The 23561-nt window shown below is 60.8% G+C and carries 24 protein-coding genes; 11 read left to right on the top strand and 13 right to left on the bottom strand.

The genetic code is table 11. The features are described from left to right. Positions 1-5: 5 nt before the first annotated feature. From lsrB to lsrG, 3 genes are read left to right on the top strand one after another with little or no spacing between them, the layout of a single operon-like run. A complete protein-coding gene (gene lsrB / locus ACOI7Z_RS17265) occupies positions 6-1019 on the top strand; it encodes an autoinducer 2 ABC transporter substrate-binding protein LsrB (protein ID WP_064155346.1) in 1014 nt (337 codons plus the stop codon). Positions 1020-1030: 11 nt separating this feature from the next. Then, positions 1031-1918, top strand: a complete 888-nt coding sequence (lsrF, locus tag ACOI7Z_RS17260) for a 3-hydroxy-5-phosphonooxypentane-2,4-dione thiolase (protein ID WP_023291072.1) — start codon at positions 1031-1033, stop codon at positions 1916-1918. After that, on the top strand, positions 1915-2211 hold the full coding sequence (lsrG, locus tag ACOI7Z_RS17255) for a (4S)-4-hydroxy-5-phosphonooxypentane-2,3-dione isomerase (RefSeq protein ID WP_004181386.1): 297 nt from the start codon (positions 1915-1917) through the stop codon (positions 2209-2211). The genes lsrF and lsrG overlap by 4 nt, the downstream gene beginning before the upstream one ends. A gap of 70 nt (positions 2212-2281) precedes the next feature. Here lsrG and ygjG read toward each other — a convergent pair whose 3' ends face one another. Then, positions 2282-3661 carry a putrescine aminotransferase gene (gene ygjG / locus ACOI7Z_RS17250; RefSeq protein ID WP_023291071.1) on the bottom strand — a complete coding sequence of 460 codons (1380 nt, stop codon included), beginning with the start codon at positions 3659-3661 and terminating at the stop codon, positions 2282-2284. A gap of 257 nt (positions 3662-3918) precedes the next feature. Next, on the bottom strand, positions 3919-4473 hold the full coding sequence (locus tag ACOI7Z_RS17245) for a PadR family transcriptional regulator (protein WP_023291070.1): 555 nt from the start codon (positions 4471-4473) through the stop codon (positions 3919-3921). Positions 4474-4711: 238 nt separating this feature from the next. Here ACOI7Z_RS17245 and ACOI7Z_RS17240 point away from each other — a divergent pair, with 238 nt between their 5' ends. Continuing rightward, a complete protein-coding gene (locus ACOI7Z_RS17240) occupies positions 4712-5488 on the top strand; it encodes a siderophore-interacting protein (RefSeq protein WP_074442618.1) in 777 nt (258 codons plus the stop codon). Between the two features lie 154 nt (positions 5489-5642). On the opposite strand, the gene ACOI7Z_RS17235 is transcribed toward ACOI7Z_RS17240, so the two are convergent. From ACOI7Z_RS17235 to ACOI7Z_RS17215, 5 genes are all read right to left on the bottom strand, one after another. Further along, a complete protein-coding gene (locus tag ACOI7Z_RS17235; RefSeq protein WP_048298371.1) occupies positions 5643-7292 on the bottom strand; it encodes a glycerone kinase in 1650 nt (549 codons plus the stop codon). 74 nt (positions 7293-7366) lie between these two features. Continuing rightward, positions 7367-8788: a dihydroxyacetone kinase phosphoryl donor subunit DhaM gene (dhaM, locus tag ACOI7Z_RS17230; protein ID WP_087777160.1), complete on the bottom strand. Its 1422-nt coding sequence runs from the start codon at positions 8786-8788 to the stop codon at positions 7367-7369. A gap of 10 nt (positions 8789-8798) precedes the next feature. Next, positions 8799-9431 carry a dihydroxyacetone kinase subunit DhaL gene (gene dhaL / locus ACOI7Z_RS17225; protein ID WP_017899726.1) on the bottom strand — a complete coding sequence of 211 codons (633 nt, stop codon included), beginning with the start codon at positions 9429-9431 and terminating at the stop codon, positions 8799-8801. Positions 9432-9441: 10 nt separating this feature from the next. Further along, positions 9442-10512 (bottom strand): dihydroxyacetone kinase subunit DhaK, encoded by a 1071-nt coding sequence (gene dhaK, locus ACOI7Z_RS17220; RefSeq protein ID WP_065882628.1) that lies wholly within the window; start codon positions 10510-10512, stop codon positions 9442-9444. A 155-nt stretch (positions 10513-10667) separates the two neighbouring features. Beyond that, a complete protein-coding gene (locus ACOI7Z_RS17215) occupies positions 10668-10871 on the bottom strand; it encodes a hypothetical protein (protein WP_048298715.1) in 204 nt (67 codons plus the stop codon). 251 nt (positions 10872-11122) lie between these two features. Between ACOI7Z_RS17215 and ACOI7Z_RS17210 the strand changes: the two genes are divergently transcribed. After that, positions 11123-12220 carry a glycerol dehydrogenase gene (locus tag ACOI7Z_RS17210; protein WP_008806556.1) on the top strand — a complete coding sequence of 366 codons (1098 nt, stop codon included), beginning with the start codon at positions 11123-11125 and terminating at the stop codon, positions 12218-12220. 101 nt (positions 12221-12321) lie between these two features. Then, the gene (dhaR, locus tag ACOI7Z_RS17205; protein ID WP_044524806.1) at positions 12322-14247 is read left to right on the top strand and encodes a dihydroxyacetone kinase operon transcriptional regulator DhaR; all 1926 of its coding nucleotides are present in this window, start codon (positions 12322-12324) and stop codon (positions 14245-14247) included. Here the strand turns inward: dhaR and ACOI7Z_RS17200 are convergent. From ACOI7Z_RS17200 to ACOI7Z_RS17185, 4 genes are read right to left on the bottom strand one after another with little or no spacing between them, the layout of a single operon-like run. Further along, positions 14225-14755, bottom strand: coding sequence for a cob(I)yrinic acid a,c-diamide adenosyltransferase (locus ACOI7Z_RS17200; RefSeq protein ID WP_044524805.1), 531 nt, complete (start codon positions 14753-14755; stop codon positions 14225-14227). The two genes, dhaR and ACOI7Z_RS17200, sit on opposite strands and share 23 nt — an antisense overlap. Beyond that, positions 14756-15109, bottom strand: a complete 354-nt coding sequence (locus ACOI7Z_RS17195; protein ID WP_023291062.1) for a glycerol dehydratase reactivase beta/small subunit family protein — start codon at positions 15107-15109, stop codon at positions 14756-14758. It abuts the gene before it with no gap. Positions 15110-15129: 20 nt separating this feature from the next. Then, complete coding sequence (gene dhaT / locus ACOI7Z_RS17190) at positions 15130-16293, bottom strand: 1,3-propanediol dehydrogenase (RefSeq protein WP_032454132.1); 1164 nt, start codon at positions 16291-16293, stop codon at positions 15130-15132. Positions 16294-16314: 21 nt separating this feature from the next. Beyond that, positions 16315-16743: a GlcG/HbpS family heme-binding protein gene (locus ACOI7Z_RS17185; RefSeq protein ID WP_087848567.1), complete on the bottom strand. Its 429-nt coding sequence runs from the start codon at positions 16741-16743 to the stop codon at positions 16315-16317. Between the two features lie 415 nt (positions 16744-17158). Between ACOI7Z_RS17185 and ACOI7Z_RS17180 the strand changes: the two genes are divergently transcribed. From ACOI7Z_RS17180 to ACOI7Z_RS17160, 5 genes are read left to right on the top strand one after another with little or no spacing between them, the layout of a single operon-like run. Beyond that, a complete protein-coding gene (locus tag ACOI7Z_RS17180) occupies positions 17159-18826 on the top strand; it encodes a propanediol/glycerol family dehydratase large subunit (protein WP_023291059.1) in 1668 nt (555 codons plus the stop codon). A 12-nt stretch (positions 18827-18838) separates the two neighbouring features. Beyond that, on the top strand, positions 18839-19423 hold the full coding sequence (locus ACOI7Z_RS17175; RefSeq protein WP_065882634.1) for a propanediol/glycerol family dehydratase medium subunit: 585 nt from the start codon (positions 18839-18841) through the stop codon (positions 19421-19423). Positions 19424-19425: 2 nt separating this feature from the next. Next, positions 19426-19851, top strand: coding sequence for a glycerol dehydratase small subunit DhaB3 (locus ACOI7Z_RS17170; protein ID WP_023291057.1), 426 nt, complete (start codon positions 19426-19428; stop codon positions 19849-19851). 12 nt (positions 19852-19863) lie between these two features. After that, positions 19864-21687, top strand: coding sequence for a diol dehydratase reactivase subunit alpha (locus ACOI7Z_RS17165; RefSeq protein ID WP_065882635.1), 1824 nt, complete (start codon positions 19864-19866; stop codon positions 21685-21687). Between the two features lie 53 nt (positions 21688-21740). Next, the gene (locus ACOI7Z_RS17160) at positions 21741-22544 is read left to right on the top strand and encodes an MIP/aquaporin family protein (protein WP_044524799.1); all 804 of its coding nucleotides are present in this window, start codon (positions 21741-21743) and stop codon (positions 22542-22544) included. 68 nt (positions 22545-22612) lie between these two features. Here ACOI7Z_RS17160 and hdeB read toward each other — a convergent pair whose 3' ends face one another. Beyond that, positions 22613-22918, bottom strand: coding sequence for an acid-activated periplasmic chaperone HdeB (gene hdeB, locus ACOI7Z_RS17155; RefSeq protein WP_087777152.1), 306 nt, complete (start codon positions 22916-22918; stop codon positions 22613-22615). Between the two features lie 26 nt (positions 22919-22944). Next, complete coding sequence (locus ACOI7Z_RS17150; protein ID WP_023291053.1) at positions 22945-23520, bottom strand: HdeD family acid-resistance protein; 576 nt, start codon at positions 23518-23520, stop codon at positions 22945-22947. Positions 23521-23561 lie beyond the last annotated feature (41 nt).

The raw sequence follows: 23561 nt of genomic DNA, 5'->3' as shown, positions 1-23561 counted from the left end.
ATACGATGAAAACCAAACGAATCCTCCAGACGAGCGTCCTGGCGCTGGCGTTAAGCGTGGCAACCGCCCAGGCGGCGGACCGCATCGCCTTTATACCTAAGCTGGTCGGTGTGGGCTTCTTTACCAGCGGCGGCAACGGCGCGAAAGAGGCGGGGAAAGCGCTGGGCGTGGATGTCACCTATGACGGCCCCACCGAGCCCAGCGTCTCCGGCCAGGTGCAGCTGATCAACAACTTCGTCAACCAGGGCTACAACGCGATTATCGTCTCCGCCGTCTCGCCGGACGGCCTGTGTCCGGCGCTGAAGCGGGCGATGCAGCGCGGGGTGAAGGTCCTGACCTGGGATTCCGATACCAAACCGGAGTGCCGCAGCATCTATATCAATCAGGGCACCCCGCAGCAGCTCGGCGGCCTGCTGGTGGAGATGGCGGAAAAGCAGGTGACCAGGCCCGCTGCCAAAGTGGCGTTTTTCTACTCCAGCCCGACGGTGACCGACCAGAACCAGTGGGTGAAGGAAGCCAAAGCCAAAATCGAAAAAGAACATCCGCAGTGGCAAATCGTCACCACCCAGTTTGGCTATAACGATGCCACCAAATCGCTGCAAACTGCCGAGGGGATCTTAAAAGCGTATCCCGATCTTGACGCCATTATCGCGCCGGATGCCAATGCCCTGCCGGCGGCGGCGCAGGCGGCGGAAAACCTCAAGCGCCAGGGCGTGGCGATCGTCGGCTTTAGTACCCCCAACGTGATGCGCCCGTACGTGGAGCGCGGCACGGTGAAAGCCTTTGGCCTGTGGGATGTGGTTCAGCAGGGCAAAATTGCGGTTAACGTCGCCGATCGTCTGCTGAAAAAGGGCGATCTTAACGTCGGCGACAGCGTTGAGGTGAAAGATATCGGCTCGCTGAAGGTCGAACCGAACAGCGTGCAGGGCTACCAGTATGAGGCGAAGGGCAACGGTATCGTGCTGCTGCCGGAGCGCGTGGTGTTCAGCAAAGAGAACATCAATAACTACGACTTCTGACGGAGGATGAGATGGCTGATTTAGACGATATCAAAGAGGGCAAGGACTTCGGCCTCGACCGCCCGCAGCAGAACACGCTGTATACCCTGAAAGGCTGCGGCTCGCTGGACTGGGGCATGCAGTCGCGGCTGGCGCGCATTTTTAATCCGCACAGCAACCGCACGGTCATGCTGGCCTTCGATCACGGTTACTTCCAGGGACCCACCACCGGGCTGGAGCGCATCGATCTGTCGATTGCGCCGCTGTTCGAGGAGACCGACGTGCTGATGTGCACCCGCGGCGTACTGCGCAGTCAGGTGCCGGCCGCGACCAACAAACCGGTGGTGCTGCGCGCCTCCGGCGGCAACTCGATCCTCAGCGAACTTTCCAACGAGTGCGTGGCGGTGGCGATGGAAGATGCGCTGCGCCTGAACGTCTGCGCAGTGGCGGCGCAGGTCTATATCGGCAGCCAATACGAGCATCAGTCGATCAACAACATCATCAAACTGGTTGACGCCGGCAACCGCTACGGTATGCCGGTACTGGCGGTGACCGGCGTCGGCAAAGAGATGACCCGCGATGCGCGCTACTTCTCGCTGGCCAGCCGGATTGCCGCCGAAATGGGGGCGCAGTTTGTGAAGACCTATTTCGTTGAGGAAGGCTTTGAAAAAGTGACCGCCAGCTGCCCGGTGCCGATCGTCATCGCCGGGGGGAAAAAGCTGCCGGAGCATGAGGCGCTGGAGATGTGCTGGCGGGCGATCGACCAGGGGGCGTCCGGGGTGGATATGGGGCGCAATATCTTCCAGTCCAGCGCCCCGCGCGCAATGCTGAAGGCGGTGAAAAAGGTGGTGCATGAGAATCTGAACGCGCGCGAAGCGTACCAGTTCTGGCAGGAAGAGAAACAGGGAGAGCGGAAATGAATGTGACGCTGGTGGAGATCAATATCAAACCCGAGCGGGTGGATGAGTTTCTCGAGGTGTTCCGCGCCAACCACGAAGGGGCGCTGCGGGAGCCGGGCAACCTGCGCTTTGATGTCCTGCAGGACCCGGAGGTGAAGACCCGCTTTTTTATCTACGAAGCCTATAAAGACGATGAGGCGGTGCTGGCGCACAAGAAGACCCCGCACTATTTAGCCTGCGTCGAAAAGCTGGAAGAGATGATGTCGCAGCCGCGGCAGAAGCGCAGCTTTATCGGCCTGCTACCGCAGGTGTGAGGGAAATCCAGAGCAGAAGATAATCCCGGTCCTCTTCCATTGGGAGAGGACCGGGGGGAGGGGCAGTTTATTACGCCTCTTCAACCGAGACGCGCAGGGCCGCCAGCGCCTTGCGCGCCGCCTTCAGCACCTGCTCACACTGCTCGAGGGTGAGGGTCAGCGGCGGTTCAACGCGGATCGTCTTGGCGTTATTTAACGTCCCGGCGACCAGCACCCGCTGTCTGAACATCTCGCTGGCAAAGTCGTAGCCAATCTCGTTATCGACAAACTCGATAGCCATCAGCATGCCTTTCCCGCGCACTTCATTCACCAGGTCCGGATACTCCTGCGCCAGCAGGCGGAAACCGTCCAGCAGCATATCGCCTTTCTGCGCCGCCTGCGCCGGCAGGTTTTGCGTCAACAGCACGTTGATGGTCGCCAGCGCCGCCGCACAGGCCAGCGGGTTGCCGCCGAAGGTCGTGGTGTGCAGGAACGGGTTGTCGAACAGCACCGAGAAGACCTCTTCCGTCGCCACCGTCGCGCCGATCGGCATCACGCCGCCGCCGAGCGCTTTCGCCAGACACAGAATGTCGGGCTGAACGTTCTCATGCTCGCAGGCGAACATCTTGCCAGTGCGGCCCATGCCGGTCTGCACTTCGTCGAGGATCAGCAGGGCGCCAAACTCGTCGCACAGCTTACGCACCGCCGGCAAATACCCCGTCGGCGGCAGGATCACGCCCCCTTCGCCCTGAATCGGCTCAAGGATCACCGCCGCGACGTCGTCGCCGGTTTTCTTGCACTCGCTCAGCATGGTGCGCATGGCGTTGATATCGCCGAACGGCACATGGCGGAAGCCCGGCAGCAGCGGCATAAACGGTTTGCGGAAAGTCGACTTGGCGGTGGCCGACAGCGCGCCCAGCGATTTGCCGTGGAAGGCGCCGCTGGTGGCGATGAAGGTGAATTTACCGCGCGGCGACTGATAGGCTTTCGCCAGCTTGATGGCCGCCTCTACCGATTCGGTACCGCTGTTGCAGAAGAAGCTGTACTTCAGTTTGCCGGGTGTTAAGGCCGCCAGGGTTTTCGCCAGCATCGCGCGTAGCGGATCCAGCAGTTCCTGACTGTGAAGCGGTTGTTTCGCGAGTTGATTCTCGACGGCGGATACCACAACTGGATTACGGTGCCCTACATTGAAGATGCCAAACCCGCCAAGGCAGTCGATAAACTCCTGTCCCTGGGTGTCGACAAGCGTATTTAACCCTCCCGCTTGCCACTCTACGGCTCCGTAATCCCCGCCGGCTGTGACCGATTTTCGATACTCTAAAAACCCCGGATTCACATGCTCTTTAAAGTATTCTCTGACCTCCTGGTTAAGTGCTTTCATTTCCTCATGGTCAAGCGTGCGCTTTTCAATGAGATTCAGTGCGTGTGCGCTGCAGGCCAGAGCCGATGCGCTGGAAGGTAACCTGTTCAAAATGTGCTCCTGGGGCGGACGTATCACACGATACTGGATTAAGTATTGCAGGGATTACGCCAGTTCGGCAGAAGCGGTGAAAATCGGGATAAATGCAAAGTAAAAGACGAAATGTGTAAAATTTAATCTCATGGCGCCATTATTGGCACGTTTTATTCCTGAGCTGACGAGATTTTCTGCCTTGCGGCGTTGAGCGGCACGAACCGTCGTGGTGCGGGCTGCCCCAGCGCGGGGCAGCTGATGGTGAGAAAGGAGGCTTAGTCGAGCTGGGAGATCTCCATCGCCGCCCGGTCGATAATGCCGATGATCTGCTTGAGCTGGGCGGCGCTGCTGGCCTGCTGGTTCACTTTCAGGTCGAGGACCGCTTTGAAATTCTCCAGCGCGCGCTTCATCTGCGGATCGCGGCGCAGCTCGCAGCCGACCATCCGCGCCTGCAGACGCTCCTGGATATGGGCCAGATGCTCCTGGTTCTCCGCGTGCAGCTGTTTCCCCTCTTCGCTGATGACGATTTTTTTGCGTCCGTTGTCGTCTTCCACGCTGATGAGACCCTGGTCCTGGAGCAGATCCAGCGTCGGGTAGATCACCCCCGGGCTGGGACTGTAGTTCCCCTGGGTGAGGGTTTCGATCTCTTTGATCAGCTCATAGCCGTGGCTGGCGCTGCGGCTGAGGATGTCCAGAATAATCAGCCGCAGTTCACCGTGGCCAAAGAAACGCTGGCGACGTCCGCCGCCGCGACGGCCATGGTCGCCGTGTTCGCTGGGGTCACCGTGGCGCCCGCGCGGCCCACGCCCGTCTTCATGATGATGTCGCATGGTTACCTCCTGCTATGTTTTGATATATCTAATTTATATCTAAAAAATGAATTCTCGCAATGCTGGTTGTGATTTATTTTTTAATTTGTTGATATTTATCTGTTTATTTTTGATTCTGGAATTTTAATGCGGTTTGTTTTGACTATATCAAAAAAAGACTTGCATTCTTTTTAGATGGCAATCATTATCATTTGCATCGAGTTTAGATATATCTATTTACTGTTCACGAAGGCGATCGATGATGACAAAAACCAAAGCAGACAAGTACCCGCAGCGTGTCCGCAATGAGCTGCGTTTCCGTGAGCTGACGGTGCTGCGCGTGGAGCGCGCAGGCGCGGCTTTCCAGCGCATCGTGCTGGGAGGCGAGGCGCTGGAAGGTTTCGTTTCCCGCGGCTTTGACGACCACACCAAGCTTTTCTTCCCGGAGCCGGGCGCGGCGTTTGCCCCGCCGCAGGTGACCGAGGAGGGGATTGACTGGGGCGAGGGCGTGCGGCCTGCTACCCGCGACTATACGCCGCTGTACGATGCCGAACGCCATGAGCTGGCGTACGACTTCTTTATCCACGACGGCGGAATCGCCAGCCGCTGGGCGCTGGAGGCAAAAGTGGGCGATAAGCTGGTGATCGGCGGTCCGCGCGGCTCGCTGGTGGTGCCGGAGGATTACGCCTGGCAACTGTATGTCTGCGATGAGTCCGGTATGCCGGCGCTGCGTCGTCGTCTGCTGGGTTTGCGTCAGCTGGCGGTGACGCCGCAGGTGACGGCCATCGTCACTATCGCCGATGCGTCATATAAAGATTATCTGGCGGATCTCGACGGCTTTAACATCGAGTGGGTGGTGGGCCACCATCCGGCGTTCGTCGCCGAGCGTCTGGCGCAGGTGAAGGTGCCGGCGGAGGATTATTTCATCTGGCTGACCGGCGAAGGCGCGGTGGTGAAATCGCTGCTGGCGCGCTTTGAGGATGAGAGCATCGATCAGCAGCTGGTGCGCTCGCAGGCGTACTGGCACAGCAAGTAAAAAGCCATCGTGGTCAAACCCGGATAGCGGCGCATAGCGTCTTATCCGGGCTATCCGCGGTGCCGTTTTTGTCGGGTGGCGGCTAACGCCTTACCCGACCTGCCTTTTGGCGGTGGGACGTTGCCCCGGTAAGCGCAGCGCCACCGGGGGAAGTTTATCGTTCCGCCAGCGCTTTAAACACCATCGCCACCGCGTGGGCGCCGGGGTCCATGTTGCCGAGCAGGCTGTCGCTATTGAGATAGGACGCTCGTCCGGCGCCGGCTTTGCCCGACTGGCAAGTGCGATCCGCGCCGGCCTGCGCCGCGGCAAAAGCGGCCTGCAGGTTCTCCGGTTCGGCGAGCAGCGCCGCCAGCGCTGGCTGCAGCGCGTCGATCATTGTCCGGTCGCCTTCCTCGGCGCCGCCGTAAAATTTCATCTGCTCCAGACCGGCGTTCAGCGCCTCGGCCACGCTGGCGCCGTGCCCCAGCTTCTGCCCGGCAGCGGTGAAGAAGATCGACATCAATACCCCGCTGGAGCCGCCCATCACCACCGTCAGGCGTTCGCCCGTGAGCGCGAACAGCGTGGGCAGATCGTTCAGCGGCAGCTGCTGGCGCTGCAGCAGGTCGGCAATCTCACGCGCCCCGGCGGCGAAGGTGGAGCCGGTATCGCCATCGCCCACTTTGGCATCCAGCGCGTTGAGATGGTCTTCAAGCCCGACGAGGGTGCCGGTCACCTGGGCCACGTAATCACCCACCTGCGGGTTGGCCGAAGGCGTAAAGTCGACGCGCGGGCTGGCGAGAGTGGACGGCATGATGTTAACCGTCCGCGGCTGCACCGGCCGCGGCCAGCCGGCGGTTTCCACATCCGCCAGCAGCGCTTTCTCAATACTCTCTTCCAACACGATGGCGCTCAGCGAGAAACCCTTCATATCCAGGGCCGTCACCAGCGAGGCCGGGCCAATCAGCCAGTCAACGCGCGCCTGCAGCGGCGTGTTGGCCAGTTCGCGGGTCAGGATCGCCATTTCGGCCACCGACACGCCGCCGAGGTTATTGAGCATCACCGCCAGACGGCCGGTTTCCGGCAGGGCAGCGGTCAGTTTTTCCACCATCAGGTTGACGATGTCCGCACTGTTTTGCGTGGCGATGGTGGAGGCGCCAGGTTCGCCGTGGATGCCCATTCCCAGCTCGGCGTGGCCGGCCTGATGGCGCGGCGCGCTGTCGGCCTCCTGCGGCAGATGGCAGCTGGCCAGCGCCACCCCGATGCTGGCGGTGTGGTTGGCGGCATACTGCGCTTCGCGCAGTACGGTGGCGAGATTGTAGCCGCGCTCGGCAAAATAGCCCGCCACCTTATGGACGAACAGCGTACCGGCGATGCCGCGCGGCTGTTTGTTTTCCGGCAGCGAAATGTCGTCGCCGACGATCAGCATTTCCACGTTGTAGCCGAGACGGCGCGCTTTCTCCGCCGCGAGGCCGAAGTTCAGCCGGTCGCCGGTATAGTTTTTTACGATCAGCAGGCAGCCCGCCTCGCCGGTCACCGCCTGAATGGCGGTAAGCACCGCGTCGACGCTCGGCGAGGCGAACAGATCGCCACAAACCGCGGCGGTCAGCATGCCTTTACCAATAAAGCCGACGTGCGCCGGTTCGTGGCCGGCGCCGCCGCCGGCGATCACCGCCACGTTGTTTTTATTCAGGTCGCGACGGACCACCACCCGGATCGCCGGGTCGCTCTCCAGCCGGGCGAGGTTGTTCCACGGACTGGCGATGATGGTTCCCTCAATCACATCGTTGACGAGGCTGGCGCGCTGGTTAAAAAAGAATTGAGACATAGTGGTTCCTGAAGAGTAAGCGAAAACTCACCCTCCGGAGGCAGGCCTCCGGAGCGGTAACGGATAAAGTGGATTTAGTGACGGATAAGGCGCTGGCGGCGCATATCGAGCGCGATGGGCTCGCCGGGCTGCACGCTGTTCAGCGCCTCGCCCTGCTGACATAGCCAGGCGATCCCCGCCGCGCGGGCGATAATCGCGCCGTGGGCCTGTTCGCTGCCGTCGCGCAGGCACAGGCCTTTCACGCGGCTGGCATCCAGTTGCAGGACGGCTGACGGGAACATGTTGTCGGCGATAATAATGGTCGGCTCGCCGGGCGTTGGCAGCGTTTCCTGCACGTTCTGCAGATGGCGCAGGGTGCGCTGCAGAATATCTTCGATATCGATATAGCGCGCCTGGAGATAGGGGTCATCCAGCTGGCGATACTGCTGGCTGAGCTCCATCAGCACCTGATGCCACGCCCATTCCGCCGAGCACGGCTCGGTGAGCAGACGATCGTTGGCGGCATCAAACAGATCCTCATCGTCGAGCAGGGTGTGGTGCCCGGCGAAAATCGCCGCGATATCGGCGTTAAATTTATTCTCCGCCAGCTCGGTCAGGGCAGTGAGATCCGCCAGCGTCTGGTCGATAGCCCGGCGCAGCCGCTGCTGCTCGCGGGCGACATCGGCGGCGGCCGGGCGGACCGGCTGGATCAGGGCCAGCGGATAGCGCAGCGCGATGCCTTCGACGCGTTCGGGGGCGGCCGGGGCGGCTGCCGGTTGCGCTGCAGGCGATTCGCCGAAGTTATCGGCGGCCAGCGCCTGAAACGCCGCCAGCGCCGCATCGGCCTCTGGCCCGCGGGCCAGCAGGCGCAGCTTATCGTTGCGCCGCACCTGCAGCAGGGCGATTTGGTTGAGGCTGTCCGGTTTGACGCACTTCCCGTTTTTCTCCAGCAGCAGATCGGCGTTAAAGCCCGCCAGCGCGGCGACCAGCTTCGACGCCGGACGCACGTGCAGGCCGTTGTGGTTCTGTATGACGACAGCAAGCGACTTGCTGTCGCCATCGTCGGCAAGCGTCGGCGCCGGGGCGGCGTCAGGGGTTGGCGAAGGTAAACCCAGCTGGATCCGTTTGGCCTCCAGGGCGTTCATGGCGTCGGCGATCACTTTGTCGATCCCGGCGCCGGAGGCGGCGCTGACGGTGGCCGCCAGCGTCCCCTCCACCAGCGGCGCGGCGCACAGCCGCACCTTCGCGGCAATCGCCGGATCGAGCAGGTCGAGGGCGGTTTCGGCGCTGAGCAACGCGCTGCCGATATCCATCATCACCAGCACGTGGTCGGTATCGGCGACGGATTCGATCGCTTCCATGACCTTGATCGGATCGGTGCCGATCGGGCTGTCGGGATCGTCGATCCCGGCGGCGATCGCCAGCTTGCAGCCGTCGTTGATTAACATCTGCCGGGCCAGTTCTCCGACACCTTCGCCCAGCCGGGCGCTATGAGAAACAATAACCAGGTTTACCATCGCGATTTCCTTACTCTTTGGCCGCGGCGGCCAGCATCTGCATCATAAACATCACTGACGTGGCGCCCGGATCCTGATGGCCGATGCTGCGTTCGCCAAGGTAGCTGGCGCGGCCTTTGCGCGCCTGCATGGTGATGGTGCTGTGGGCGCCGGCCTCCGCTGCTTTGCAGGCGGCATCCAGCGCGGCGGCGATCGACAGATGCTGCTCGCTGGACTGGCGCAGGGAGTCCACTACCGGCAGCCAGACGTCGCACATGGTTTTATCCCCTGGCTCCGCTTTACCGCGGTTGACGACGCCGTCCGCGCCTTCGCGGATCATCAGGTACAGTTCGTCGAGGGTCAGGCTCTGGTGGGCCTGAGTGACCTGCGCGGCGCGAATGAAGAAGGTGCCGAACAGCGGGCCGCTGGCGCCGCCGACGTTGGAGAGCAGCGTCATGCCGGTGTTTTTGAGGATAAAGCCAATATCTTTATCGGCAATCGACGGCAGCTTTTCCACCACCTTGCTGAACCCGCGGTGCATATTCAGGCCGTGGTCGGCATCGCCGATCTCTTTATCGAGGCCGGTGAGAAAATCGCTCTCTTTGGTGAAGATATCGCCGCAGCGGTACAGCCAGTCGACGATTTGCGTTCTGTTCAGTGACATGTCGTGCTCCTTAGTTTCCCCAGTTCAGCGCCGGGGTATGAACCGGGGCGTCCCATAGCGCCAGCGTTTCATCATCCACTTTCAGCAGGGTGATGGAGAAGCCCGCCATATCCAGCGAGGTGCAGTAGCTGCCGACGAGGTTACGTTCGATGATGATGCCGGACGCTTCACAGCGCTGGGCGAGCCGGTGATAGACGCCGTACAGTTCGGACAGCGGCGTGGCGCCGAGGTTATTGACCATGGCGATGACCCGATCGCCATTTTGTAGCGCGGTTTTGCTCTGCTTCACTTCCTGCCACGCGCCCTTAACGGTATCCCACTGGCGCAGCGTGCGGCTGTAGGCGCCATTCTCCAGCAGGGTATCGAACATCTCATCGACGGTTTGGTCCAGTGAGCTGAAGCGACGGCGGTCGATGCCCGGCTCGCCGTGAATGCCGACGCCGAACTCCATTTCATCGTCCTGCAGGGTAAAGGAGGGTTGTCCGGCGGCCGGTACGGTGCAGGCGCCGAGGGCGATGCCAATGGAGTGGCCGAGATTATTCAGGCGGCGCCCCAGTTCAGCGCAGGCCTCCAGCGAATCGCCGCGCTCGGCGGCGGCGCCGACCAGTTTTTCGATCAGTACGGTATTGGCGACGCCGCGGCGGCCTGCGGTATAGAGACTGTCTTTCACCGCCACGTCGTCGTCGACCACCACGGTGGTGACTTTTATGCCGCTCTCATGCAGCAGCTCGGTGGCGGTTTCGAAGTTCAGGATGTCGCCGGTGTAGTTTTTGATAATCAGCAGGACGCCTTCGCCGCCGTCAATCTGCATCGCGCATTCGAACATTTTATCCGGCGTCGGCGAGGTGAAGATTTCCCCCGGGCAGGCGCCAGAGAGCATCCCCTGGCCGATATAGCCGCAGTGCATCGGCTCATGGCCGCTGCCGCCGCCGGAGAGGAGGGCGACCTTGCCGGCCACCGGCGCGTCGGCGCGGGTGACGTACAGCGGGTCCTGGTGCAGGGTCAGCTGCGGGTGGGCTTTAGCCAGCCCCTGTAATTGTTCATTCAGTACATCTTCAACACGGTTAATCAGCTTTTTCATTATTCAGTGCTCCGTTGGAGAAGGTTCGATGCGGCCTCTCTGCTGGCGGAGGCGGTCATCGCGTAGGGGTATCGTCTGACGGTGCAGCGTGCCTGGCGATATGATGATTCTGGCTGAGCGGACGAAAAAAAGAATGCTCCGGCGATCGGGTTTCATTACGAAACATCGCCTGCTGATTTTGTTTCTTTATGGAACGTTTTTGCTGAGGAAACGGTGAAAATGCGAGCTGGCGCGCTTTTTTTCCTCTGCCTTAAGCGCCGATCATCGCGGCTGGCGCAGCGGGCGGAAAAAAATTTTTTGCTAAATTTCCCCCGGCTGTGGGGAAAAAGCCTGCCGCTAAAGGGGGATGGTAAGGGAATTATGCGGCAGAGGAGCGGATCGGGATCGCAATCCTGACGAAGACTAGGGTTTTTTGTTCCAATATGGAACGTAAAAATTTAACCTGTGTTTCAAATCAGAACAAAAAGGCGAAAGATTTTTTTGTTCCGTGCCGGCCCTACAGTGATCGCACTGCTCCGGTACATTCCGTTGAGGCCGCGCTTTACCGGCCGGCGCGGATAACGCCAGGGCTCATCATGTCTACATGCGCACTTATTTGAGGGTGAAAGGAATGCTAAAAGTTATTCAATCTCCAGCCAAATATCTTCAGGGTCCTGATGCTGCTGTCCTGTTCGGTCAATATGCCAAAAACCTGGCGGAGAGCTTCTTCGTCATCGCTGACGACTTCGTGATGAAGCTGGCGGGGGAGAAAGTGGTGAATGGCCTGCAGAGTCACGATATTCGCTGCCATGCGGAACGGTTTAACGGCGAATGCAGCCATGCGGAAATTAACCGCCTGATGGCGATTTTGCAAAAACAGGGCTGCCGCGGCGTGGTTGGCATCGGCGGCGGTAAAACCCTCGATACCGCGAAGGCGATCGGTTACTACCAGAAGCTGCCGGTGGTGGTGATCCCGACCATCGCTTCGACCGATGCGCCGACCAGCGCGCTGTCGGTGATCTACACCGAAGCGGGCGAGTTTGAAGAGTATCTGATCTATCCGAAAAACCCGGATATGGTGGTGATGGACACGGCGATTATCGCCAAAGCGCCGGTACGCCTGCTGGTCTCCGGCATGGGCGATGCGCTCTCCACCTGGTTTGAGGCCAAAGCCTGCTACGATGCGCGCGCCACCAGCATGGCCGGGGGGCAGTCCACCGAGGCGGCGCTGAGCCTGGCCCGCCTGTGCTATGATACGCTGCTGGCGGAGGGCGAAAAGGCCCGTCTGGCGGCGCAGGCCGGGGTGGTGACCGAAGCGCTGGAGCGCATCATCGAAGCGAACACCTACCTCAGCGGCATTGGCTTTGAAAGCAGCGGCCTGGCCGCCGCCCACGCGATCCACAACGGTTTCACCATTCTGGAAGAGTGCCATCACCTGTATCACGGCGAGAAAGTGGCCTTCGGCACCCTGGCGCAGCTGGTGCTGCAGAACAGCCCGATGGACGAGATTGAAACCGTGCTGGGCTTCTGCCAGCGCGTCGGCCTGCCGGTGACCCTCGCGCAGATGGGCGTCAAAGAGGGGATCGACGCGAAAATCGCCGCGGTGGCGAAAGCCACCTGCGCGGAAGGGGAAACCATCCACAATATGCCGTTTGCGGTGACCCCGGAGAGCGTGCACGCCGCTATCCTCACCGCCGATCTGTTAGGCCAGCAGTGGCTGGCGCGTTAATTCGCGGTGGCTAAACCGCTGGCGCCGGTCGGCGGTCTTTCTTTCTCCCCTCTGGCAGCGGCTGCCGGAGGGGTTCTCTATGGTAAAACGCGGAAAACAGTATGACTGTTCAGACTCAGGATACCGGGAAGGCGGTCTCTTCCGTCATCGCCCAGTCATGGCATCGCTGCAGCAAGTTTATGCAGCGCGAAACCTGGCAAAAACCGCACCAGGCCCAGGGCCTGACCTTTGACTCGATCTGTCGGCGTAAAACCGCGCTGCTGACCATCGGTCAGGCGGCGCTGGAGGACGCCTGGGAGTTTATGGACGGTCGCCCCTGCGCGCTGTTTATCCTTGATGAGACCGCCTGTATTCTGAGCCGCTGCGGCGAACCGCAAACGCTGGCGCAGCTGGCTGACCTGGGGTTTCGCGACGGCAGCTACTGCGCGGAGAGCATTATCGGCACCTGCGCGCTGTCGCTGGCCGCGATGCAGGGGCAGCCGATCAACACCGCCGGCGATCGGCATTTTAAGCAGGCCCTGCAGCCATGGAGCTTTTGTTCGACGCCGGTGTTCGATAACCACGGGCGGCTGTTCGGCTCTATCTCGCTTTGCTGTCTGGTGGAGCACCAGTCCAGCGCCGACCTCTCCCTGACGCTGGCCATCGCCCGCGAGGTGGGCAATTCCCTGCTCACCGACAGCCTGCTGGCGGAATCCAACCGCCACCTCAATCAAATGTACGGCCTGCTGGAGAGCATGGACGACGGGGTGATGGCGTGGAACGAACAGGGGGTACTGCAATTTCTCAATGTTCAGGCGGCGAGACTGCTGCATCTTGATGCCCAGGCCAGCCAGGGAAAAAATATCGCCGATCTGGTGACCCTGCCGGCGCTGCTGCGCCGCGCCATCAAACACGCCCGCGGCCTGAATCACGTTGAAGTCACCTTTGAAAGCCAGCACCAGTTTATCGACGCGGTGATCACCTTAAAACCGATTGTCGAGTCGCAAGGCAACAGCTTTATTCTGCTGCTGCACCCGGTGGAGCAGATGCGGCAGCTGATGACCAGCCAGCTGGGCAAAGTCAGCCACACGTTTGAGCAGATGTCAGCCGACGATCCGGAAACCCGGCGGCTGATCCACTTTGGCCGCCAGGCGGCGCGCGGCGGCTTTCCGGTACTGCTGTGCGGTGAAGAGGGGGTGGGGAAAGAGCTGCTGAGCCAGGCCATCCACAATGAAAGCGAGCGGGCGGGCGGCCCCTACATCGCCGTCAACTGCCAGCTGTATGCCGACAGCGTGCTGGGCCAGGACTTTATGGGGAGCGCCCCCACCGATGATGAAAATGGCCGCCTGAGCCGCCTTGAGCTGGCCAACGGCGGCACCCTGTTTCTGGAAAAAATTGAGTATCTGGCGCCGGAGCTGCAGTCCGCCCTGCTGCAGGTGATTAAGCAGGGAGTGCTTACCCGCCTCGACGCCCGCCGCCTGATCCCGGTGGATGTGAAGGTGATCGCCACCACCACCGTCGATCTGGCCAACCTGGTGGAACAGAACCGCTTTAGCCGCCAGCTGTACTATGCGCTGCACTCTTTCGAGATCGTCATTCCGCCGCTGCGCGCCCGGCGCAACAGTATCCCGTCGCTGGTGCATAACCGGCTGAAAAGCCTGGAGAAGCGTTTCTCTTCCCGGCTGAAAGTGGACGATGACGCGCTGGCCCAGCTGGTGGCCTACTCGTGGCCGGGAAATGATTTTGAGCTTAACAGCGTGATAGAGAACATCGCCATCAGCAGCGATAACGGCCACATTCGCCTGAGCAACCTGCCGGAATATCTCTTTTCCGATCGGCCGGGGGCCGATAGCGGCTCATCGCTGCTGCCGGCCAGCCTGACCTTTAGCGCCATCGAAAAAGAGGCCATCATCCACGCCGCCCGGGTGACCAGCGGGCGGGTGCAGGAGATGTCGCAACTGCTGAATATCGGCCGCACCACCCTGTGGCGCAAAATGAAGCAGTACGATATCGACGCCAGCCAGTTCAAGCGCAAGCATCAGGCCTAGTCTCCTCGATACGCGCCATGGAGAACAGGGCGTCCGACAGACGATTGCTGTAGCGTTTGAGCGCGTCGCGCAGAGGGTGCGAGCGGTCCATGGCCGTCAGCAAACGTTCCAGCCGACGGGCCAGGGTGCGCGCCACGTGCAGCTGGGCGGAGGCGAGATTCTTCCCCGGGATCACAAACTGTTTCAGGGGGCCGCTTTCGGCCATATTGCGGTCGATAAGTCGCTCCAGGGCGGTGATCTCCTCCTCGCCGATCGTCTGGCTCAGGCGGACCAGGCCCCGCGCATCGCTGGCCAGTTCGGCCCCCAGCGCGAACAGCGTCTCCTGAATCTGATGCAGACTTGCCCGCAGCCCGGCGTCGCGGGTGGTGGCGTAGCAGACGCCCAGCTGGGATATCAGTTCATCGACGGTGCCGTAGGCCTCGACGCGAATATGGTCTTTCTCGATGCGGCTGCCGCCGTACAGGGCGGTGGTGCCTTTATCTCCGGTGCGGGTATAGATACGGTACATTCAGCTTCTCTCACTTAACGGCAGGACTTTCACCAGCTGCCCGGCGTTGGCGCCGAGCGTACGCAGATGATCGCGGCTATCGGTGACGTGCCCGGTCGCCAGCGGCGCGTCCGCCGGCAGCTGGGCATGGGTTAGCGCGATCTCGCCGGCTGCGCTGAGCCCAATGCCCACCCGCAGCGTCGAGCTTCTGGCCGCCAGGGCGCTCAGCGTATCGGCGTCACCGCCTTCGTCGCAGGATACGGTCTGGCAGGGGACCCCCTGCTCCTCCAACCCCCAGCACAGCTCATTGATGGCGCAGGCATGGTGCCCGCGCGGATCGTAAAACAGGCGTACGCCCGGCGGTGAAAGCGACATGACGGTCCCCTCGTTAACACTCAGAATGCCTGGCGGAAAATCGCGGCAATCTCCTGCTCGTTGCCCTTACGCGGGTTCGAGAACGCGTTGCCGTCTTTCAGGGCCATCTCCGCCATGTACGGGAAGTCGGCCTCTTTCACCCCCAGATCGCGCAGATGCTGCGGAATCCCGATATCCATCGACAGACGCGCGATGGCGGCGATAGCTTTTTCCGCCGCATCGAGGGTCGACAGTCCGGCGATATTTTCGCCCATCAGTTCGGCGATATCGGCGAATTTTTCCGGGTTGGCGATCAGGTTATAGCGAGCCACGTGCGGCAGCAGGACGGCGTTGGCCACGCCGTGCGGCATGTCGTACAGCCCGCCCAGCTGATGTGCCATGGCGTGCACATAACCGAGGTTGGCGTTATTGAAGGCCATCCCGGCCAGCAGAGAGGCGTAGGCCATGTTTTCCCGCGCCTGAAGATTGCTGCCGAGGGCGACGGCCTGGCGCAGGTTGCGGGCGATGAGGCGGATCGCCTGCATGGCGGCGGCGTCAGTCACCGGGTTGGCGTCTTTAGAGATATAGGCCTCTACGGCGTGGGTCAGGGCATCCATCCCGGTCGCCGCGGTCAGGGCGGCCGGTTTGCCGATCATCAGCAGCGGATCGTTGATGGAGACCGACGGCAGGTTGCGCCAGCTGACGATCACAAACTTCACTTTGGTTTGGGTGTTGGTCAGGACGCAGTGGCGGGTGACCTCGCTGGCGGTGCCGGCGGTGGTGTTGACCGCGACGATGGGCGGCAGCGGGTTGGTCAGGGTCTCAATCCCGGCATACTGATAAAGATCGCCCTCATGGGTGGCGGCGATACCGATGCCTTTGCCGCAGTCGTGCGGGCTGCCGCCGCCCACGGTGACGATAAGGTCGCACTGCTCGCGGCGAAACACGGCGAGACCGTCGCGCACGTTGGTGTCTTTCGGGTTCGGCTCGACGCCGTCAAAGATCGCCACCTCGATACCGGCCTCTCGCAGATAATGCAGAGTTTTATCCACCGCGCCATCTTTTATCGCCCGCAGGCCTTTGTCGGTAACCAGCAGGGCTTTTTTACCCCCCAGCAGCTTGCAGCGTTCACCGACCACGGAAATAGCGTTGGGACCAAAAAAGTTAACATTTGGCACCAGATAATCAAACATACGATAGCTCATAATATACCTTCTCGCTTCAGGTTATAATGCGGAAAAACAATCCAGGGCGCACTGGGCTAATAATTGATCCTGCTCGACCGTACCGCCGCTAACGCCGACGGCACCAATTACCTGCTGATTTAAAATAACCGGCAGGCCGCCGCCAAAAATAATGATTCGCTGTTGATTGGTCAGCTGCAGACCATACAGAGATTGTCCGGGCTGAACCGCTGGCGTAATTTCATGGGTGCCTTGTTTCAGGCTGCAGGCGCTCCAGGCTTTATTCAGCGAAATATCACAGCTGGAGACAAAGGCTTCGTCCATCCGCTGGACAAGCAGCGTGTTGCCGCCGCGGTCAACCACGGAAAACACCACCGCGACGTTGATCTCATTAGCTTTTTTCTCCACTGCCGCCGCCATTTTCTGGGCGGCGGCCAGGGTGATAGTCTGAATGTGTTGGCTCTTTTTCATGATTATCTCCCGCGCCAGGGTAATGCTGACGCGAATAGTCAGTAGGGGGCGAAAGTAAAAAAACTATCGCCACGCGGTTGGCTTAATTTATTTTTCTCAGCGTTATTTTGTCGCCCGCCATGATTTAGTCAACAGGTCTAAAAATGCTTCGGAAAAACGCGGTGGCGGGCTTTTTTTATTAATTGATTTATATCAATGCGGGCGATCACATTTTTTATTTTAGCCGTTGCGGCGGGGTTTCATAGTGAAACTGTTTGCCGATTTAACGTGCCAGATTGAAACAAAATTAATTTTATTTTTTTCACCAGTGGCTCATTTAAAGTTCCGCTATTGCCGGTAATGGCCGGGCGGGCAGCGACGCTGGCCCGGCGTGTTCGCTACCGTCTGCGGATTTCACCTTTTGAGCCCATGAACAATGAAAAGATCAAAACGATTTGCAGTACTGGCCCAGCGCCCCGTCAATCAGGACGGGCTGATTGGCGAGTGGCCTGAAGAGGGACTGATCGCCATGGAAAGCCCCTTTGACCCGGTCTCGTCGGTCAAAGTGGAAAACGGTCGGATCGTCGAGCTGGACGGCAAGCGCCGGGACCAGTTTGACATGATCGACCGGTTTATCGCCGACTACGCGATCAACATTGAGCGCACGGAGCAGGCGATGCGTCTGGAGGCGTTGGAGATAGCCCGCATGCTGGTGGATATCCACGTCAGCCGGGAGGAGATCATCGCCATCACCACCGCCATCACGCCGGCCAAAGCGGTTGAAGTCATGGCGCAGATGAACGTGGTGGAGATGATGATGGCGCTGCAAAAGATGCGCGCCCGCCGAACGCCCTCCAACCAGTGCCATGTCACCAACCTGAAGGATAATCCGGTGCAGATTGCCGCCGACGCCGCCGAGGCCGGGATCCGCGGCTTCTCCGAGCAGGAGACCACGGTCGGTATTGCGCGCTATGCCCCGTTCAACGCCCTGGCGCTGCTGGTCGGCTCGCAGTGCGGCCGCCCCGGCGTGTTGACGCAATGCTCGGTGGAAGAGGCCACCGAGCTGGAGCTGGGCATGCGTGGCTTAACCAGTTACGCCGAGACGGTGTCAGTCTACGGCACCGAGGCGGTATTTACCGACGGCGATGACACCCCATGGTCAAAGGCGTTCCTCGCCTCGGCCTACGCCTCCCGGGGGCTGAAAATGCGCTACACCTCCGGCACCGGCTCCGAAGCGCTGATGGGCTATTCGGAGAGCAAGTCGATGCTCTATCTCGAATCGCGTTGCATCTTCATTACCAAAGGCGCCGGGGTGCAGGGTCTACAGAACGGGGCGGTGAGCTGCATCGGCATGACCGGCGCCGTGCCCTCGGGCATTCGGGCGGTGCTGGCGGAAAATCTGATCGCCTCCATGCTCGACCTCGAAGTGGCCTCGGCCAACGACCAGACCTTCTCCCACTCGGATATCCGCCGCACCGCGCGCACCCTGATGCAGATGCTGCCGGGCACCGACTTTATTTTCTCCGGCTACAGCGCGGTGCCGAACTACGACAACATGTTCGCCGGCTCGAACTTCGATGCGGAAGATTTTGATGATTACAACATCCTGCAGCGCGACCTGATGGTTGACGGTGGACTGCGTCCAGTGACCGAGGCGGAAACCATCGCCATTCGCCAGAAAGCGGCGCGGGCGATCCAGGCGGTCTTTCGCGAGCTGGGGCTGCCGCCGATCGCCGACGAGGAGGTGGAGGCCGCCACCTACGCGCACGGCAGCAACGAGATGCCGCCGCGTAACGTGGTGGAGGACCTGAGCGCGGTGGAAGAGATGATGAAGCGCAATATTACCGGCCTCGATATTGTCGGCGCGCTGAGCCGCAGCGGCTTTGAGGATATCGCCAGCAATATTCTCAATATGCTGCGCCAGCGGGTCACCGGCGATTACCTGCAGACCTCGGCCATTCTCGATCGACAGTTCGAGGTGGTGAGCGCGGTCAACGACATCAATGACTATCAGGGGCCGGGCACCGGCTATCGCATCTCCGCCGAACGCTGGGCGGAGATCAAAAATATTCCGGGCGTGGTCCAGCCCGACACCATTGAATAAGGCGGTATTCCTGTGCAACAGACAACCCAAATTCAGCCCTCTTTTACCCTGAAAACCCGCGAGGGCGGGGCGGCTTCTGCCGATGAACGCGCCGATGAAGTGGTGATCGGCGTCGGCCCCGCCTTCGATAAACACCAGCATCACACCCTGATCGATATGCCCCATGGCGCGATCCTTAAAGAGCTGATTGCCGGGGTGGAGGAAGAGGGACTTCACGCCCGAGTGGTGCGCATTTTGCGCACGTCCGACGTCTCCTTTATGGCCTGGGATGCGGCGAACCTGAGCGGATCCGGGATCGGCATCGGTATCCAGTCGAAGGGGACCACGGTCATCCATCAGCGCGATCTGCTGCCGCTCAGCAACCTGGAGCTGTTCTCCCAGGCGCCGCTGCTGACGCTGGAGACCTACCGGCAGATTGGCAAAAACGCCGCGCGCTATGCGCGCAACGAGTCACCTTCGCCGGTGCCGGTGGTGAACGACCAGATGGTGCGGCCGAAATTTATGGCCAAAGCCGCCCTGTTTCATATCAAAGAGACCAAACATGTGGTGCAGGACGCCGAGCCCGTCTCCCTGCACGTCGACTTAGTAAGGGAGTGACCATGAGCGAGAAAACCATGCGCGTGCAGGATTATCCGTTAGCCACCCGCTGCCCGGAGCATATCCTGACGCCCACCGGCAAACCATTGACCGACATCACCCTCGAGAAAGTGCTCTCTGGCGAGGTGGGCCCGCAGGATGTGCGGATCTCCCGGCAAACCCTTGAGTACCAGGCGCAGATTGCCGAGCAGATGCAGCGCCATGCGGTGGCGCGCAATTTTCGCCGCGCGGCGGAGCTTATTGCCATCCCTGACGAGCGCATTCTGGCTATCTATAACGCGCTGCGCCCGTTCCGCTCCTCGCAGGCGGAGCTGCTGGCGATCGCCGACGAGCTGGAGCACACCTGGCATGCGACGGTGAATGCCGCCTTTGTCCGGGAGGCGGCGGAAGTGTATCAGCAGCGGCATAAGCTGCGTAAAGGAAGCTAAGCGGAGGTCAGCATGCCGTTAATAGCCGGGATTGATATCGGCAACGCCACCACCGAGGTGGCGCTGGCGTCCGACGACCCGCAGGCGAGGACGTTTGTTGCCAGCGGGATCGTCGCGACGACGGGCATGAAAGGGACGCGGGACAATATCGCCGGGACCCTCGCCGCGCTGGAGCAGGCTCTGGCGAAAACGCCATGGTCAATGCGCGATGTGTCTCGCATCTATCTTAACGAAGCCGCGCCGGTCATTGGCGATGTGGCGATGGAGACCATCACCGAGACCATTATCACCGAGTCAACCATGATCGGTCATAACCCGCAGACCCCGGGCGGGGTGGGCGTCGGCGTGGGGACGACCATCGCCCTCGGCCGGCTGGCGACGCTGCCGGCGGCGCAGTATGCCGAGGGGTGGATCGCGCTGATTGACGACGCTGTCGATTTCCTTGACGCCGTGTGGTGGCTCAATGAGGCGATCGACCGCGGGATCAACGTGGTGGCGGCGATCCTCAAAAAGGACGACGGCGTGCTGGTGAACAACCGCCTGCGCAAAACCCTGCCGGTGGTGGATGAAGTGACGCTCCTGGAGCACGTGCCCGAGGGGGTGATGGCGGCGGTGGAGGTGGCCGCGCCGGGTCAGGTGGTGCGGATCCTGTCGAATCCCTACGGCATCGCCACCTTCTTTGGGCTGAGCCCGGAGGAGACCCAGGCCATCGTCCCCATCGCCCGCGCGCTGATTGGCAACCGCTCAGCGGTGGTGCTCAAGACCCCCCAGGGCGACGTGCAGTCGCGGGTGATCCCGGCGGGCAAGATCTACATCAGCGGCGAAAAGCGCCGTGGAGAAGCCGATGTCGCCGAGGGCGCGGAGGGGATCATGCAGGCGATAAGCGCCTGCGCTCCGGTACGCGACATCCGCGGCGAACCGGGCACCCACGCCGGCGGCATGCTCGAGCGGGTGCGCAAGGTGATGGCGTCCCTGACCGGCCATGAGATGAGCGCGATCCACATCCAGGATCTGCTGGCGGTGGATACATTTGTTCCGCGCAAGGTGCAGGGCGGGATGGCTGGGGAGTGCGCCATGGAGAATGCCGTCGGGATAGCGGCGATGGTGAAATCGGATCGTCTGCAGATGCAGGTTATCGCCCGCGAGCTGAGCGCCCGACTCCAGACTGAGGTGGTCGTGGGCGGCGTGGAGGCCAACATGGCCATCGCCGGGGCGTTAACCACGCCGGGCTGTGCGGCGCCGCTGGCGATCCTCGACCTCGGCGCTGGTTCGACGGATGCGGCGATCGTCAGCGCGGAGGGGCAGATCGCCGCGGTGCATCTCGCCGGGGCGGGAAATATGGTCAGCCTGCTGATTAAAACCGAGCTGGGTCTCGAGGATCTTTCGCAGGCGGAAGCGATAAAAAAATACCCGCTGGCCAAAGTGGAAAGCCTGTTCAGTATCCGCCACGAGAATGGCGCAGTGGAGTTCTTCCGGGAAGCCCTCAGCCCGGCGGTGTTCGCCAAAGTGGTGTACATCAAGGAGGGCGAACTGGTGCCGATCGATAACGCCAGCCCGCTGGAAAAAATTCGTCTTGTGCGTCGCCAGGCGAAGGAGAAAGTGTTTGTTACCAACTGCCTGCGCGCGCTGCGCCAGGTCTCCCCCGGCGGTTCCATTCGCGATATCGCCTTTGTGGTGCTGGTGGGTGGCTCATCGCTGGATTTTGAGATCCCGCAGCTTATCACCGACGCCCTGTCGCATTACGGCGTGGTCGCCGGGCAGGGCAACATTCGGGGAACAGAAGGGCCGCGCAATGCGGTCGCCACCGGGCTGGTGCTGGCCGGTCATGCCGATTAAGCCGGCGCTCGCGCCAGCCTCTCTCTATAACGTGCTATTTCAGGATGCCAATGATGAACCAGACTTCTAGCTTAACCGGGCAGTGCGTGGCCGAGTTTCTTGGCACCGGACTGCTCATTTTCTTCGGCGCGGGCTGTGTCGCTGCGCTGCGGGTCGCCGGAGCCAGCTTTGGCCAGTGGGAAATCAGTATTATCTGGGGCCTCGGCGTCGCCATGGCCATCTATCTGACGGCTGGCGTCTCCGGCGCGCACCTTAATCCGGCCGTCACCATTGCCCTGTGGCTGTTCGCCTGTTTTGAACGCCGTAAAGTACTGCCGTTTATTGTCGCCCAGACGGCCGGGGCATTCTGCGCCGCCGCCCTGGTGTACGGGCTCTATCGTCAGCTGTTTCTCGATCTTGAACAGAGCCAGCATATCGTTCGCGGTACCGTCGCCAGCCTTAACCTGGCCGGGGTCTTTTCTACCTACCCGCATCCGCATATCACCTTTTGGCAGGCGTTTGCCGTAGAGACCACCATCACGGCGATCCTGATGGCGATGATCATGGCTCTGACCGACGACGGCAATGGCATCCCGCGCGGGCCGCTGGCGCCGTTGCTGATTGGCTTGCTGATCGCCGTGATCGGCGCGTCGATGGGGCCGCTAACCGGCTTTGCGCTGAATCCGGCGCGTGATTTTGGCCCTAAACTGTTTACCAGTCTGGCCGGCTGGGGTGCGATGGCCTTTACCGGCGGGCAGTCGATACCCTACTTTTGGGTGCCGCTGCTGGCGCCGGTGGTGGGGGCGATTATGGGAGCGTTTTTATACCGCAAGCTTATCGGCCACCATCTGCCGTGCGAATGCGCTAGCGATGAGTGAGACGGGGTCCGCCGCATCACGGCGGGCAACGAGGTTAACTTCCCCCGGCGAGTCGCCGGGGATCAGGGTTACTTCTTGATGACCGCATTGAGCTCGCCGAGTTTGGCGGCGGGGTTCTTGTGGCACTGCTGCAACATTTTCGGCACCGAAACGGTCTCGACTTCATGCCAGTCGACGTAGTCCCCGCCGCTGAAGTCGGTGTTGCGGTTCACCACCCAGAAGGCCACCGGGGTCATGCTTTTTGGGTTCATATCCATAAACTCCTGACAGGTCATATTCTGCGGTGTGGTTTCCAGAACCGCGAACGCCGGGCTGGTCATCAGACAGAATGTGGTGGCCGCTACGGTCAGTACGAGTACTTTAGGCAAATTCATTTTCTTCTCCAGTGACAAAATAGGGCTTAAGCCTGGGCGTGCTTCATTTTATTGCGCAGGACCAGCAAGCCGATGGCGCTAAATATCATTTCAACGCCGATAAAGGCGGTAATAAATATCCAGCTTTGCTGCGGATTCATGGCCAGCCACAGGCAGGCGATAAGTAAATCCAACAGGCCGATAAAAATATTCCAGCCGGCGCCGCTTTGTTTTCGGGTTTGACATCCGTTGACGATGCGGGAAATACCGCCGAGAACAAATAAAAAGCCGAATAAGAGGGCCAGGCTGCTCATGCCGTTAAGAGGATTAACGACAAAGCTCAGGCCGAGCACGATCCAGGCGATGGCGAAGATCAGCGCCACCAGGCGTGATTTCCAGTGCTGCTGGCGGAAGACGATCAGGCTGTACAGTGAGTAGAAGCCGCAGATCATCAACAACATGCCGGTCACCGTGGCGAGATACCAGCCGGCGACCAGCGGCCAGGCCAGGCAACAGGCCCCGCAGATAAACAGCAGCGCGGCCATCAAGCCGGCATGCCGTTTATATCGAATGAAGACGCGTGGGTTAAACGCATTTAAGGTGTAATGGCTAAACATAAACATAATTTCTCCGCAGATCCCAGTTGCCGGCCTGACGCTGAATA

Origin of the sequence: Klebsiella sp. C283, assembly GCF_048822555.1 — a bacterium.
GTDB classification, from domain to species: Bacteria; Pseudomonadota; Gammaproteobacteria; order Enterobacterales; family Enterobacteriaceae; genus Klebsiella; species Klebsiella quasipneumoniae.
Note: the sequence above shows the minus strand (reverse complement) of the source record. Positions and strands in the feature narration are given on the sequence as shown.

Bases quoted from the DNA above. Each gene is read 5' to 3' on its own strand.
- lsrB (WP_064155346.1), top strand. From the start codon at position 6: ATGAAAACCAAACGAATCCTCCAGACGAGCGTCCTGGCGCTGGCGTTA.
- lsrF (WP_023291072.1), top strand. From the start codon at position 1,031: ATGGCTGATTTAGACGATATCAAAGAGGGCAAGGACTTCGGCCTCGAC.
- lsrG (WP_004181386.1), top strand. From the start codon at position 1,915: ATGAATGTGACGCTGGTGGAGATCAATATCAAACCCGAGCGGGTGGAT.
- ACOI7Z_RS17245 (WP_023291070.1), bottom strand. From the start codon at position 4,473: ATGCGACATCATCATGAAGACGGGCGTGGGCCGCGCGGGCGCCACGGT.
- ACOI7Z_RS17240 (WP_074442618.1), top strand. From the start codon at position 4,712: ATGATGACAAAAACCAAAGCAGACAAGTACCCGCAGCGTGTCCGCAAT.
- ACOI7Z_RS17235 (WP_048298371.1), bottom strand. From the start codon at position 7,292: ATGTCTCAATTCTTTTTTAACCAGCGCGCCAGCCTCGTCAACGATGTG.
- dhaM (WP_087777160.1), bottom strand. From the start codon at position 8,788: ATGGTAAACCTGGTTATTGTTTCTCATAGCGCCCGGCTGGGCGAAGGT.
- dhaL (WP_017899726.1), bottom strand. From the start codon at position 9,431: ATGTCACTGAACAGAACGCAAATCGTCGACTGGCTGTACCGCTGCGGC.
- dhaK (WP_065882628.1), bottom strand. From the start codon at position 10,512: ATGAAAAAGCTGATTAACCGTGTTGAAGATGTACTGAATGAACAATTA.
- ACOI7Z_RS17210 (WP_008806556.1), top strand. From the start codon at position 11,123: ATGCTAAAAGTTATTCAATCTCCAGCCAAATATCTTCAGGGTCCTGAT.
- dhaR (WP_044524806.1), top strand. From the start codon at position 12,322: ATGACTGTTCAGACTCAGGATACCGGGAAGGCGGTCTCTTCCGTCATC.
- ACOI7Z_RS17200 (WP_044524805.1), bottom strand. From the start codon at position 14,755: ATGTACCGTATCTATACCCGCACCGGAGATAAAGGCACCACCGCCCTG.
- ACOI7Z_RS17195 (WP_023291062.1), bottom strand. From the start codon at position 15,109: ATGTCGCTTTCACCGCCGGGCGTACGCCTGTTTTACGATCCGCGCGGG.
- dhaT (WP_032454132.1), bottom strand. From the start codon at position 16,293: ATGAGCTATCGTATGTTTGATTATCTGGTGCCAAATGTTAACTTTTTT.
- ACOI7Z_RS17185 (WP_087848567.1), bottom strand. From the start codon at position 16,743: ATGAAAAAGAGCCAACACATTCAGACTATCACCCTGGCCGCCGCCCAG.
- ACOI7Z_RS17180 (WP_023291059.1), top strand. From the start codon at position 17,159: ATGAAAAGATCAAAACGATTTGCAGTACTGGCCCAGCGCCCCGTCAAT.
- ACOI7Z_RS17170 (WP_023291057.1), top strand. From the start codon at position 19,426: ATGAGCGAGAAAACCATGCGCGTGCAGGATTATCCGTTAGCCACCCGC.
- ACOI7Z_RS17165 (WP_065882635.1), top strand. From the start codon at position 19,864: ATGCCGTTAATAGCCGGGATTGATATCGGCAACGCCACCACCGAGGTG.
- ACOI7Z_RS17160 (WP_044524799.1), top strand. From the start codon at position 21,741: ATGAACCAGACTTCTAGCTTAACCGGGCAGTGCGTGGCCGAGTTTCTT.
- hdeB (WP_087777152.1), bottom strand. From the start codon at position 22,918: ATGAATTTGCCTAAAGTACTCGTACTGACCGTAGCGGCCACCACATTC.
- ACOI7Z_RS17150 (WP_023291053.1), bottom strand. From the start codon at position 23,520: ATGTTTATGTTTAGCCATTACACCTTAAATGCGTTTAACCCACGCGTC.